The 12476-nt window shown below is 65.2% G+C and carries 16 protein-coding genes; 7 read left to right on the forward strand and 9 right to left on the reverse strand.

Translation table 11 applies throughout. The annotated features are described in order from the left end of the window. Nucleotide 1: 1 nt before the first annotated feature. On the reverse strand, nt 2-1258 hold the full coding sequence (trpB, locus tag DXY02_RS01290) for a tryptophan synthase subunit beta (protein WP_114987588.1): 1257 nt from the start codon (nt 1256-1258) through the stop codon (nt 2-4). A 99-nt stretch (nt 1259-1357) separates the two neighbouring features. Here trpB and DXY02_RS01295 point away from each other — a divergent pair, with 99 nt between their 5' ends. Together DXY02_RS01295 and cysC are read left to right on the forward strand one after the other, a co-directional pair. Next, a complete protein-coding gene (locus DXY02_RS01295; protein WP_114987590.1) occupies nt 1358-1684 on the forward strand; it encodes a translation initiation factor in 327 nt (108 codons plus the stop codon). Nucleotides 1685-1715: 31 nt separating this feature from the next. After that, nucleotides 1716-2360, forward strand: a complete 645-nt coding sequence (gene cysC / locus DXY02_RS01300; RefSeq protein WP_114987592.1) for an adenylyl-sulfate kinase — start codon at nt 1716-1718, stop codon at nt 2358-2360. Here cysC and DXY02_RS01305 read toward each other — a convergent pair. From DXY02_RS01305 to purE, 4 genes are read right to left on the reverse strand one after another with little or no spacing between them, the layout of a single operon-like run. Next, nucleotides 2320-3405, reverse strand: a complete 1086-nt coding sequence (locus tag DXY02_RS01305; RefSeq protein ID WP_114987594.1) for an AI-2E family transporter — start codon at nt 3403-3405, stop codon at nt 2320-2322. The genes cysC and DXY02_RS01305 overlap by 41 nt on opposite strands. 21 nt (nt 3406-3426) lie before the next feature. After that, nucleotides 3427-3597: a hypothetical protein gene (locus DXY02_RS12870; RefSeq protein ID WP_244276098.1), complete on the reverse strand. Its 171-nt coding sequence runs from the start codon at nt 3595-3597 to the stop codon at nt 3427-3429. Beyond that, nucleotides 3579-4058: a hypothetical protein gene (locus DXY02_RS01310; protein ID WP_244276099.1), complete on the reverse strand. Its 480-nt coding sequence runs from the start codon at nt 4056-4058 to the stop codon at nt 3579-3581. The genes DXY02_RS12870 and DXY02_RS01310 overlap by 19 nt, the downstream gene beginning before the upstream one ends. Further along, nucleotides 4055-4609, reverse strand: coding sequence for a 5-(carboxyamino)imidazole ribonucleotide mutase (gene purE, locus DXY02_RS01315; RefSeq protein ID WP_114987595.1), 555 nt, complete (start codon nt 4607-4609; stop codon nt 4055-4057). Before purE ends, DXY02_RS01310 begins: the two co-directional genes overlap by 4 nt. A gap of 11 nt (nt 4610-4620) precedes the next feature. Here purE and DXY02_RS01320 point away from each other — a divergent pair, with 11 nt between their 5' ends. Beyond that, nucleotides 4621-5820 carry an N-acetylglucosamine-6-phosphate deacetylase gene (locus DXY02_RS01320; protein ID WP_114987597.1) on the forward strand — a complete coding sequence of 400 codons (1200 nt, stop codon included), beginning with the start codon at nt 4621-4623 and terminating at the stop codon, nt 5818-5820. Between the two features lie 27 nt (nt 5821-5847). Continuing rightward, complete coding sequence (gene bchM / locus DXY02_RS01325; protein WP_114987599.1) at nt 5848-6561, forward strand: magnesium protoporphyrin IX methyltransferase; 714 nt, start codon at nt 5848-5850, stop codon at nt 6559-6561. Here bchM and DXY02_RS01330 read toward each other — a convergent pair. From DXY02_RS01330 to DXY02_RS01340, 3 genes are read right to left on the reverse strand one after another with little or no spacing between them, the layout of a single operon-like run. Then, nucleotides 6525-7484, reverse strand: coding sequence for an RNA pseudouridine synthase (locus DXY02_RS01330; RefSeq protein ID WP_114987601.1), 960 nt, complete (start codon nt 7482-7484; stop codon nt 6525-6527). The two genes, bchM and DXY02_RS01330, sit on opposite strands and share 37 nt — an antisense overlap. Then, nucleotides 7481-8218, reverse strand: coding sequence for a response regulator transcription factor (locus DXY02_RS01335; protein WP_114987603.1), 738 nt, complete (start codon nt 8216-8218; stop codon nt 7481-7483). Before DXY02_RS01335 ends, DXY02_RS01330 begins: the two co-directional genes overlap by 4 nt. Before the next feature lie 39 nt (nt 8219-8257). Next, complete coding sequence (locus DXY02_RS01340) at nt 8258-8770, reverse strand: hypothetical protein (protein ID WP_170951433.1); 513 nt, start codon at nt 8768-8770, stop codon at nt 8258-8260. Nucleotides 8771-8796: 26 nt separating this feature from the next. Here DXY02_RS01340 and DXY02_RS01345 point away from each other — a divergent pair, with 26 nt between their 5' ends. Then, nucleotides 8797-9969 carry a cysteine desulfurase family protein gene (locus DXY02_RS01345; RefSeq protein WP_114987607.1) on the forward strand — a complete coding sequence of 391 codons (1173 nt, stop codon included), beginning with the start codon at nt 8797-8799 and terminating at the stop codon, nt 9967-9969. Here DXY02_RS01345 and rsmH read toward each other — a convergent pair. Next, nucleotides 9966-10850, reverse strand: coding sequence for a 16S rRNA (cytosine(1402)-N(4))-methyltransferase RsmH (gene rsmH / locus DXY02_RS01350; protein ID WP_114987609.1), 885 nt, complete (start codon nt 10848-10850; stop codon nt 9966-9968). The genes DXY02_RS01345 and rsmH overlap by 4 nt on opposite strands. Before the next feature lie 54 nt (nt 10851-10904). Between rsmH and DXY02_RS01355 the strand changes: the two genes are divergently transcribed. Both DXY02_RS01355 and DXY02_RS01360 read left to right on the forward strand, forming a co-directional pair. Then, entirely contained in the window at nt 10905-12089 is a 1185-nt protein-coding gene (locus tag DXY02_RS01355; protein ID WP_114987611.1) for an NAD(P)H-quinone oxidoreductase subunit H, read from the forward strand. A 24-nt stretch (nt 12090-12113) separates the two neighbouring features. Further along, nucleotides 12114-12476 carry a DUF2752 domain-containing protein gene (locus tag DXY02_RS01360; protein WP_114987613.1) on the forward strand — a complete coding sequence of 121 codons (363 nt, stop codon included), beginning with the start codon at nt 12114-12116 and terminating at the stop codon, nt 12474-12476.

Below are 12476 nucleotides of genomic sequence, written 5' to 3' on the forward strand. Positions count from 1 at the left end.
CCTAGAGCTGATCCCCCAGCTTCTCCGCCACGGTGTTGACGTCCTTGTCGCCGCGGCCAGAGCAGTTGATCACCACTTCGGTGCCATCGGCCAGGGTGGGGCAAAGCTGCTCAAGCCAGGCGAAGGCATGGGCGGTTTCCAGGGCCGGAATGATGCCCTCAAGCTCACTCACCAGGCGCAGGGCATCGAGGGCCTGTTGGTCGGTGACTGCGGCGTACTCGGCACGTCCGATCTCCCGGAGATAGCTGTGCTCCGGCCCCACTCCGGGGTAATCGAGACCTGCACTGATGGAGTGAGCCTCCATCACCTGACCGTCGCCGTCCTGCAGCAGCAGGCTCATGGCGCCGTGCAGCACACCGGCACGACCCTCGGTGATCGTCGCGGCGTGGCGACCGGTGGCCACACCATCACCGGCGGCCTCAACACCGATCAGCCGCACAGACGTGTCCTGCACAAAGGGATGGAACAAGCCCATGGCATTGGAGCCACCGCCAACGCAGGCCATCAGCACGTCGGGCAGCCGGCCGAAGGCGCTCTGACACTGCTGCTTGGACTCCTCACCGATCACGGCATGGAAATCCCGCACCAACATTGGATAGGGGTGCGGACCAGCGACGGATCCAAGGATGTAGTGGGTGGTCTCGACGTTGGTCACCCAGTCGCGGATCGCCTCACTGGTGGCGTCCTTGAGGGTGGCGGTGCCGGCCGTCACCGATTGCACCGTGGCGCCCAGCAGGCGCATGCGAAACACATTGAGGGCCTGACGGCGCATGTCTTCCGCACCCATGTAGATCACGCACTCCAGGCCGAAGCGGGCACAAACCGTGGCCGTGGCGACGCCGTGCTGCCCCGCACCGGTCTCGGCAATGATCCGTTTCTTGCCCATGCGCAGGGCTAGCAGGGCCTGCCCCAGGGCGTTGTTGATCTTGTGGGCACCGGTGTGGTTCAGGTCTTCCCGCTTGAGCCAGATGCGGGGGCCACCGTCGGCGCGGCGGTAGTGGGCGGTGAGACGCTCGGCCTCATACAACGGTGTCGCCCGCCCGACGTAGTTCTTGAGCAGGCGGTTGAGCTCGGCAGTGAAAGCGGGATCGTTCCAGGCCTGGGCAGCAGCTTGCTCCAGTTCCGCCAGGGCCGGCATCAGGGTCTCGGGCACGTACTGGCCACCGAACCGTCCAAAGCGACCATGGGCTCCGGGGCGCACCGCTGGCTGCAGGCTGGAGGGATCCGGAGTGCTGGCGTTGGGCAGGGTGCTGGTCACGGATCCACGGCGGAGCGTCGGCTCAGCGTAAGCAGGCGGTCACGCCATGGGGCGCCGCATCGGCGCTCATCGACAATGCAATTCGGTTGCGACGGGTGGATGCCGAAGGGCGGCTGGCAGGAATTCAGCAGTGCCGAGAGCCTGCAGCGACCGAGCGGCCCTGCGGCGGAGCCCACAGCCAAGGCGCAGCAGATGGTGCGGGTGCAACCAACCCGTGGTGGCAAAGGTGGCAAAACCGTGACGGTGATCCGGGGCCTGGAGCTGGATGCTGCGGGCTTCAAGGTGCTACTGAAGAAGCTCAAAACACGCATCGGCAGTGGCGGGACCGCCAAGGACGGCGTGATCGAACTGCAGGGAGATCAGGTGGATCTGGCACTCGAGCTGCTCAGCAAGGAGGGATACCGGCCGAAACGGGCTGGGGGCTAAGGGAGAATGGCCGCCACTTCATGCCGTGGCCATGACTGCCAGCCCCACCTACGGAGAGCTCACCAACAAAGGTGCCTCCACCAACATCGCCTGGCATGAGGCCTCCGTGGGCCGCGACGAGCGCTCGAAGCAGCGTGGGCACCGCAGCGCCATTCTTTGGTTCACCGGACTCTCCGGCTCCGGCAAGAGCACCCTGGCCAATGCCGTCAACGCAGCCCTGTTTAAGCGGGGACTCGCCACCTATGTGCTGGATGGCGACAACATCCGCCACGGCCTCTGCAAAGACCTGGGCTTCTCCGATGCTGACCGTGAAGAGAACATCCGCCGCATCGGTGAAGTGGCCAAGCTGTTTCTGGATGCGGGCGTGATCGTGCTGTCCGCCTTTGTGTCGCCCTTCCGTGCAGACCGGGACAAGGCCCGGGACCTTGTTGAGGACGGTGACTTCCTCGAGGTGTTCTGCGCCGCAGACCTCGAGGTCTGCGAATCCCGCGACCCCAAAGGCCTCTACGCCAAGGCACGGGCGGGGCAGATCAAGGAATTCACCGGCATCTCCAGCCCCTACGAAGCACCGGAAACGCCCGAGCTGAAGATCGACACCGGCAAGCAGGATCTGGCCGACTCCGTGGAATTGGTGATCAAAGCGCTCCAGGAGCGTGGGGTGATTCCGGCCGCCTGAGGTCGCCGTCGCCAGCCCTGGCGGCATCCGCCAGGGTTTTGATGCAACTAGCCACCGGCACCGCCAATAGCAGGCCCAGCAGATCCCCCACGCCATAGAGGGCGCCCACCCGAGCCCCAATGGGCAAGGCGATCAGCAACCAGGCCGGTTGCAACCCCACGATGCTGCCCATCAGCCGCGGTTGGATCACCTGATCGACGATCTGACCGACCACAATCGCCGCGGCAAGCAACTCAAGGCCTGTGCGGGGGTCCTGAACCGCCAGCACCGCACTCACCGAGACGATCGACACGGCACTGGCATAGGGCACCAGGGTGGTGAACCCGATCAGCACAGCGAACAAGACGCCGTAGGGAATGTTCAGGGCGGTGAACACCAGGAGCTGACCACAACTGAGGATCAGCGCCAACACCACCTGACCGGCGAAATAGCCCCGAAAAGTGCGCTCGAGGGTCGTCTGCACCAGATCCCGCCAACGGTCGGGCAGCCAGCGGGCCAGACCGTCGACTATCGGATCCGCCCCAAACAGCAGGAAGACCGCCAGCACCAGCACGATCACCACATTGATCGTGGTGCCCACCGTGGCCCCCAGCAGGCCCAGCAGACGCTGGCTCAACTGCGTCGCCAGACGGCTGAACTGGGCCACCAGATCACTGCTGAGGTCAGCGAAATCAGCCGGCAGGCCATGGTCCAGAGCCCAGAGCTGACCCCGATCGATCCACTGCTCCGCCGCCGTGAGCAGAGACGGCGAGGCACCGAGCAATTGGCTGAGCTGTTCGATCAGCAGCGGCACCAGGGCCACAGCGGCCCAGACCAGAAGCCCCAGGGTCACCAGGACGACGCTGACGATGGCCCAGGCGCGGGGAAGACCCCGTTGCGCGAGCCAGCGGCAGGGCAGGTCCAACAAAAAGGCGATCAAGGCCGCGGTGAGGAACAGCCCAGGGAATGGGGCGAATTGCACCAGCAAACGCTTCAGCACAAAGGCGTTCAAGCCCAGAACAGGCAGCAGAAGACCAAGCCGCAACCAGGCCGGCCAGGGCGTCATCGTGGCGATGACGCGAATCGATCAGTGCTGCTCAAGGGCGGCCGGCTTGGAGGCGGAACTGACGTAATGGCACCAAAAACTGAGCCAGGCGGCAATCCCGAGGAACTTGAATCCCTCCTCAAAGATCTGCACCGTTTCATAGGAATCCGGCCACAGCCCCTGGAGGGCATCGGTCAGAACCGACAGGCCCAACAACACCACGGACACCAGAAAGGTGTCGCCACCGAAGCGCCGCAGGGGACCACGGAAGCGGAACAACAGCAACCCGGTGAAGAAGGCGTAGGTGAGATGTAGAGCAACGCCTCACCGAGGTAGCGGTCATACACCAGGAACATGTCGTCAAGGCAGAGCCAGAGCGAGAAACCACCGCCGCAGAAGGCGAATTGACCGTTCAGAACTGAGCCTTGGATCTGCCGGGTGGACGCCGCAAACAAGGCAATGGCCACCGCCGCCATCCAGAGCAGGTAGCCCACGCTGGAGAGGAAACCTTCTCCCAGAGGCGCCTTGAAGGACTGGGCCAAGTCCTTCAACACCAGCTTGGCGCTGATGCCCTCAGCACCGCTCCAGACAAGGGCAACCGCATAGACGATGGCCGCCGGCACCACCGCCCAAAGCAGCGTGGATCGCAGGGTGGAACGAACGGGAACACTCATGAAGTCATCTGGGAGAGGTAATCCGTGCTGCCCAGATCAACCAGGCGCGCATCCTTGGCGACCACAGCATCGTGAAGGCTGCTGCGGTAGTCCTCAAGTTTCCGGGCCAAGTCAGCGTCGGCCACCGAAAGGATCTGCGCCGCCAGCAAGCCGGCATTGAGGCCCCCACCGATGGCGACGGTGGCCACAGGAATCCCCCCCGGCATCTGCACGATCGAGTGGAGGGAATCAACCCCGGACAGCGCCCGGCTTTTCACCGGAACGCCGATCACGGGCAGCGTGGTGAGGGCGGCCACCATGCCGGGAAGATGGGCCGCCCCGCCGGCGCCGGCGACGATCACCCCAAACCCTTGACCCCGGGCCGCTTGAGCGAAGTTCACCATCTCCAAGGGGGTGCGATGGGCCGAGAGCACCCGAACCTCCACCTCCACCCCCAACTCGCGCAGGATGGCGGCGGCGGGTTCCATGGTGGGCAGGTCAGAGTCACTGCCCATCACAACGGCAACACGGGGGAGCACTGGCGGCACAACGCAGAGGGGCAAGACTGCCATCGTCTCCCCCCATGGCTGCAGAAGCCAGTGTTGTGTTGATGCACCGGATCACCAACGTTCGACTGCCGGGTCCCCTGCCGGGGGACGGAGACCAGTGCTATGCCATCGACCTGGGCGAGAAGGGTCTGATCTGCCGCATCGAGGCGATGGGCGGCGAAGCGCAAAAAGAGGAGCAACAAGAGACTCAAGAAACCGATGCGGACTGGAACGGCAACTGGCTCAGCCCCCGGGGTGTGGACCTGCAGATCAACGGCGGGCTGGGGCTGGCCTTCCCGGAGCTGAGCGAGAGCGATCTGCCCCGGCTGGAGCAACTCCTCGATCTGTTGTGGCGCGATGGGGTCGAAGCGATCGCCCCGACCCTGGTGACCTGCGGCATCGCGCCGCTGCGCCAGGCCCTGGCCGTGCTGCGGCAGGCTCGGGACCTGCACCGACCAGGCCGTTGTCGGCTGCTGGGGGCCCATCTGGAGGGCCCCTTTCTGGCCGAAGCCCGCCGCGGTGCCCATCCCCGTGAACACCTGGCCAGCCCCAGTCTGGAGGCTCTCGAGGAACGAATCGGTGGGTTCGAAACGGAGATTGCCCTGGTGACCCTGGCCCCCGAACTGGAGGGAGCCGCTGCGGTGATCGGGCGACTGCGGGAGCTGGGCATCAGCGTGGCCCTCGGCCACAGCGCCGCCACGGCCGAACAGGCCAGCACTGGTTTCGACCAGGGGGTGGCCATGCTCACCCACGCCTTCAATGCCATGCCGGGCTTGCACCACCGGGCACCGGGCCCTCTTGGGGAAGCCTGCAGGCGCGGAGGGGTGGCCCTGGGGCTGATCGCCGATGGCGTGCATGTGCACCCCACGATGGCGGTGCTGTTGCAACGGCTGGCACCGGAGCAGACGGTGCTGGTGAGCGATGCGCTGGCCCCCTACGGCCTGGCCGACGGGGAGCACCGCTGGGACGAGCGGGTGCTGCTGGTGGAGAACGGCACCTGTCGTCTCGATGACGGCACCCTGGCGGGGGTGACCCTGCCGCAACTGGAGGGGGTGAAACGGCTGGCCCGCTGGAGTGACGCCCCCGGTGCTGCGATCTGGAGCGCCACGTTGGCACCGCGGCGGGTGATCGGCGATGCAACGGGGTGTATGGATGCCCTGATGGGACGGCCACTGACGCAACTGCTGCGCTGGCAGCTGAAGGAGGGTGAGCTGCACTGGGCCTGCGCTGCTTAGGATCCCGCCGACGCAAACCCTTCCGCCATGGCCCCCGATCAGCTGCTGGAGCAGAAACAGGCCGAGAAAAAGGAAGTGAAGGGCTACTTCGAAACCACGGGTTTCGACCGCTGGAACCGCATCTACAGCGACAGCGATGACGTGAACAAGGTGCAGCGCAACATCCGCATCGGTCACCAGAAGACCGTGGATGAGGTGCTGGCCTGGATCAAGGAGAGCGGTGAACTCAGCCAGGCGAGCTTCTGCGACGCGGGCTGCGGTGTTGGCAGCCTGAGCCTGCCGCTGGCGGCGATGGGGGCCGGTTCCATCAGCGCCAGCGACATCTCCGAGGCCATGGCCCAGGAAGCCGAGCGCCGGGCCCGCGAGGCCGGCCTCGACATGGCCAAGCTGAATTTCTTCGCCAGCGACCTGGAAAGCCTGAGCGGCTGCTTCCACACGGTGTGCTGCTTGGATGTGTTCATCCACTACCCCCAGCAACCGGCCGAAGAGATGGTGAAGCACCTCTGCAGCCTCACTGAAGAGCGGCTGATCGTGAGCTTTGCGCCCTACACCCCGCTGCTGGCGCTGTTGAAGGGGATCGGCCAGCTGTTCCCCGGCCCCAGCAAAACCACCCGGGCCTACACCCTCAAGGAAGACGGCATCGTGAAGGCAGCCGAAGCCTGCGGCTTCAAGCTGGTGCGCCGCAGCCTGAACAAAGCCCCCTTCTACTTCTCGCGTTTGATCGAGTTCCGCAAGGCCTGATCTCCCTCACTCGGGGGATCCACCAGGAGGTTGAGCTCCCTCAAGTGAGGGAGACCCGAAAGCCGCCAGGCATGCAGCCGATAGCCCCCATCACCGGGCGTTGCAGTGGCTGAAATCTCGCGATTCATCAGATAGAGCGGATCACCCAGCAAGGGGCTGCCCAGCTGCGCCAGATGAATGCGGATCTGATGGGGTCGTCCGGTGGTGATCGTCACCTGCAGGCGATCGCCCTCGGCCCTGCGCTCCAACAGCTCCAGCTCGGAGTGGGCTGAGAGGCGTTTGCAGATCGGCGCACCGTCGAACGGTTCTGGCCCCCAGATCCAGCCCAAGAGTGGATGCGGCCGTTCCACCACATCACTGCTCACCGTCAGGCACTGCCCCAACTCCAACCCCGGCACCCGCTGGCTCCAGGCCTGATACACCTTGCGGCAACCGCCGTCGGGCCGGAACTGCTTCGACCAAAGGGCACGGGTCTGCGGCGTGCGGGCACACACCTGCAGGCCGGAGGTGAAGCGCCCCAGGCGGTGCACCGGCCGGGCCCCGGTGGGTTCGAGCAAGGCCATGAGCGTGTGGTGCAGGAAGCCACCACCGGGCATCACCGGCAAACCGGAAGGCTTGTTGATCACCAACAGGTCGCCGTCGTCGTGGATCGTCTCCCATTGATCGGGGATCGCCTTCTCCAACCAAGGCGGACGCCGCCAACAGAGTGTCTCACCGCCCTGCAAGGCTCGATCAACGGCCAGCAGCGCTCCGTTCCAATCCAGCTCACCGGCGGCGATCCGCTGCTGCCACAACACAGCATCAGAGTGGCGGTAGCGATCCGCCAGCCATTCGCTCACCAAGATGCCGGCAGCGGACCGCGGCACCCGGTCGCGGTAGGTCCAACCGTTGTTGAACGCCGCCTCGCGCCAACCAGCCTTCAAGTCACCAGACGGTGCTCCAGGGCATAGCGCACCAATTCCGTGCGGCTGGAGGTGCCCGTCTTGTTGAACAATCGGCTCACGTACTTCTCCACGTTGCGGATCGACGTCTCCAGTTGCCGGGCAATCTCCTTGTTCATCAATCCTTCCGCCACCAGCTGCAGCACACTCGCCTCCCGCGGCGTGAAGCTGTGCACCACCGGCTCGGTGGAGGGCAACGCTTCGGCCTGGGCCAGCAGCGAACGGATCTCGGTGATCTGCTTGGCCATCTGGCCCATATCGGTATCCGCAAAGCGCGCTGCCTCCTGCAGCAGCCGTTGCTGGCGCTGGGCCACGTTGCGCACCCGCGCCACCAGCTCATCGGGATCGAACGGCTTGGGGATGTAGTCATCCACCCCGGCCAGATAGCCCTGGGTGCGGTCCGCCGTCATGCCCTTGGCGGTGAGGAAAATCACCGGGGTGCCACCAAGCCGTTCATCGGCGCGCAACTTCTGCAGCAGGCCATAGCCATCAAGCCGCGGCATCATCACGTCGCTGATCACGACATCCGGCAGCATCTGCTCCGCCTTGGCGAAGCCTTCCTCCCCGTCCACCGCGGTGGTCACCTCAAAGCCTTCGTCTTCCAGATAGGCCTGCACCGCCGTGCGCAGACCGGGCTCGTCGTCCACCAGCAACAGACGCGGGGCGGGCGCCGCGGCCTCTACGGATTCAGCGGTGGGGGTGGGCGCGTCGCTCATGGCTGGAATCGCTCTGGCCGCAATGTATGGAGAGCACGCTCAACGGGCCAGTGCGGGTAACTGCTCCTGCTGTTCGGGAATCAGGGTGGAAAAGCCCAGATCCAGAGCCTTCTGACGCAACGTGGCAGGGTCGGTTCCCGCCACCTCCGGCACGCAGGCTGCCCACCACACCAGGTGATCCTCCCGATTCACGTCCGTGATCGGACCGCCAGGGTTGAGGGTGCGCACGTAAACCGTCGACGGCGTGCGTTTCACCCGCAAGGGCTTCTCTGGGGAGCAATTGACGCTCTCCACATAGACGTTGAGATCCGACGCCGACTCCTCCCACAGGCTGTAGCTACGGGTGTCGGGATTGGACGAGGCTGGTTTCACCGCGTAAATCCCGATCGACAGGGTGCCGACGGGAGCAGGGCGTTCGATCAGCACCTTGAGATCGGCTGGCCGCGATTGCCGCATCTGCTCCAGCACCTGCTCACGGTCGAAGCCACTGGCGGGTTGCAGGCACACCAGCCCGCCCAGGCCCAGCAGTGCCGTTGGCAATCGCAGACCCATGCCAGTGCCGTTCGCAATGCAGCACCATGATCGCAACATCTGCCTGCATCGTCCTGAGCGGCTCGGCTCTCGCCTTTGATTTCCAGGCCACCACCCCCTGTGCGGCTGAGGTGGTGGAGGCGATGGCGCCGTTCTGGAGTGCGGACTGGGGCAATCCCTCCAGCCGCCAGCATCGGCTCGGCCTCAGCGCCTCTGCCGCGGTGAACTTGGCGCGGCGCCAGCTGGCAGAGGCGTTGGAGGTGAAGCCGGAACGGTTGGTGTTCACCAGCGGTGCCACGGAAGCCAACAACCTGGCGCTGCTGGGCCATGCCCGCGCCCTGGGGAGCGGCCATCTGATCAGCGTGGCCACCGAACACCACGCCGTGCTGGATCCACTCCAGCAACTGCAACGGGAAGGCTTCAGCGTCACCCTGCTGACCCCAGGCCCCGATGGACTGATCAGCCCCGAGCAGTTGGAGGAAGCAATCACCCCCGAAACGCGGCTGGTGAGCGTGATGGCGGCCAACAACGAAATCGGCGTGCTCCAGCCGCTCGAGCAACTGGGAACGGTTTGCCGCCGCCATGGCATCACCCTGCACAGCGATGGAGCCCAGGCCTTCGGGATGCTGCCGCTGAACCCTGATGCCCTGGGGGTTGACCTGCTCAGCCTCAGTGCCCACAAGCTCTACGGGCCCAAGGGCATTGGCGCCCTGGTGCTGCGGGAGGGCATCGCCATCAAACCGCTGCAGTGGGGGGGCGGCCAGGAAGCCGGGCTCCGGGCCGGCACCCTGCCCACCGCCTTGATCGTGGGCTTTGCCGCCGCCGCCCGCCTTGCGCTGCAGGAACAGGAGCAGCGCAACAGCTATCTTCAGCACCTGCGCGATCAGCTGTGGGAGGGCCTGCAGCAGCGCCTCCCCGGCGTGCTGCTCAATGGGGCCCTGCAGCAGCGCCTGCCCCACAACCTCAACATCAGCCTTCCCGGGGTGAACGGCAGCCGCCTGCACCGGGCCCTGCGCCCGCACCTGGCCTGCAGCAGTGGCTCCGCCTGCAGCAACGGCGCGCCGTCCCACGTGCTCCAGGCGATCGGTCGCTCGCGGGCTGAAGCCGAAGCCTCCCTGCGACTCAGCCTGGGGCGTGAGACCACAGCCGACGACGTGGATCAGGCCATCACAGCGATCACCGACGCCGCAGCTGCCGCCGGGTTCCTCAGCGGTCGCTAAGCCGGGGCCAAACGCTGGGCCACACGCCATTTGGCACTGCGGCTGCGGGGGTTGGCCTCCTCCTCCTGCTCGGTGGCCACCACCGGCTTGCGGGTGATCCGTTGCAAGCGCTCATCTCGCAGGAAGGCGGTCTTGACGCGGCGGTCTTCAAGGGAATGGAAGCTGATGATTCCCAGAAGCCCCTCAGGCTCGAGCCAGTCGGGAGCTTGCTGCAGCAGGCGATCGAGCACCCCCAGCTCATCGTTCACCGCAATCCGCAGGGCCTGGAAGGTGCGGGTGGCGGGGTGAATCCGCCCCCGCCGCGCCTTGGGGGGATAACAACCGGCCACGGCGTAGGCCAAGGCCGCGGTGCCCTCATAGGAGCCCTTGTCCTTGAGGTCGGCTTTGATCCGCCGGGCGATGCGGCGGGAGAGCCGCTCCTCCCCGTAGCCATAGATCAGATCCGCAAGCTCGTTCTCCTCCAGGCGATCGATCAGCTCAGCCGCAGTCTCCCCCTCACCGCCGGCATTCATCCGCATGTCCAAGGGACCGTCCAGACGAAAACTGAAGCCCCGCTCCGCCACATCCAGCTGCGGGCTGCTCACCCCCAGATCCGCCAGCACCATCACGGCGGGCTCTGGCGGCACATAGTCGGCAAAGTTGGTGGCCACGATCGAGACGCGATCACCGAAGGGGGCCAGACGCTCCGCCGCCGCGGCCCGGGCCGTGGCGTCCTGGTCCAGTCCGATCAGGCGCAGGCCGGGATGCTGTTCCAGCAACAGGGCGCTGTGGCCGCCGCCCCCAAGGGTGGCGTCGATCAACAGGCCATCCGGACGGGGGATTTGCCGGGCCGCATCCAGCACCGCATCGGCCAGCACGGGCACATGGCTGAAGGGGGGCACAAGCCACAGGCGAAGACTCCTTAAGATCTACTCATCGATCGGACCACCGCTCCCATGACGCAGCTGGAAACGCGCACGGAGCCCATGGTGGTGAACTTCGGGCCCCACCACCCCTCCATGCACGGGGTGTTGCGGCTTGTGGTCACCCTTGATGGTGAGGACGTGGTCGACTGCGAACCGGTGATCGGTTACCTCCATCGCGGCATGGAGAAGATCGCCGAGAACCGCACGAACGTGATGTTCGTGCCCTACGTGAGCCGCATGGACTATGCGGCGGGGATGTTCTACGAGGCGATCGTGGTGAACGCCCCGGAAAAACTGGCGAACATCCCGGTGCCCAAGCGGGCGAGCTACATCCGGGTGCTGATGCTGGAACTCAACCGCATCGCCAACCACCTGCTCTGGCTTGGACCCTTCCTGGCAGACGTGGGGGCCCAGACTCCGTTCTTCTACATCTTCCGCGAGCGGGAGATGATCTACGACCTCTGGGAAGCCGCCACCGGCCAGAGGCTGATCAACAACAACTATTTCCGCATCGGCGGCGTTGCCGCTGACCTGCCCTGGGGATGGCTGGAGAAATGCCGTGATTTCTGTGACTGGTTTGGCCCCAAGATCGACGAATACGAAAAGCTGATCACCAACAACCCGATTTTCCGGCGCCGGATTGAAGGGTTGGGAACGATCGAGAAGGAGGACGCCATCAACTGGAGCCTCTCCGGACCGATGCTGCGCGCTTCCGGCGTGCCCTGGGATCTCCGCAAGGTGGATCACTACGAGTGCTACGACGACTTCGACTGGCAGGTGGCCTGGGAAAAGGAAGGCGACTGCTATGCCCGCTATCGCGTGCGCATTGAAGAAATGCGCCAGTCGCTCAAGATCCTGCGCCAGGCCTGCGACATGATCCCGGGCGGACCCACCGAAAACCTCGAGGCCAAGCGCCTCAATGAAGGCAAGGGCAGCGACGCTGCAGGTTTCGAATTCCAGTACGTGGCCAAGAAGGTGGCGCCCACCTTCAAAATCCCCAACGGCGAGCTCTACACCCGGCTGGAATCAGGCAAGGGAGAGATCGGCGTTTTCATTCAGGGCAACAACGACGTCACCCCCTGGCGCTTCAAGATCCGCGCTGCCGACAGCAACAACCTGCAGATCCTTCCCCACATCCTCAAGGGACACAAGGTGGCCGACATCATGGCCATCCTCGGTTCCATCGACGTGATCATGGGATCGGTGGATCGCTGATCTCTGAACCGGTTTCTGCGGCGGTTGCAACATGCGGGCTATCTGCTGCCCGCAACCGTGACCGGTGCGTTATGGCTGAAGGGCTTGCATCCAGGGATACCCGGCCTCGGCTGCCCGCTTCGCGCCCTCTCCGGCGTGCCCTGCCCCACCTGCTTTCTGACCCGAGCAACAAGCGCAGCACTCACCGGTGATCTGGGTGGATCGCTGCAATGGCATCTGTTTGGTCCCATTGCCGCCCTGGGGCTGGTGTTCTGGAGTGTGCTGGCGCTCCAGCAACGGCGTCTCATCCCCAGAGGTCTTCCCCTCTGGCCCCTGCCGGTGGTGACTGGAGGGTTGATGAGCTACTGGCTGCTGCGCCTGAGCACCAACAGCTGGCCCAGCGGCTGA

Source organism: Synechococcus sp. N19, assembly GCF_900474045.1.
Classification (GTDB): domain Bacteria; phylum Cyanobacteriota; class Cyanobacteriia; order PCC-6307; family Cyanobiaceae; genus Parasynechococcus.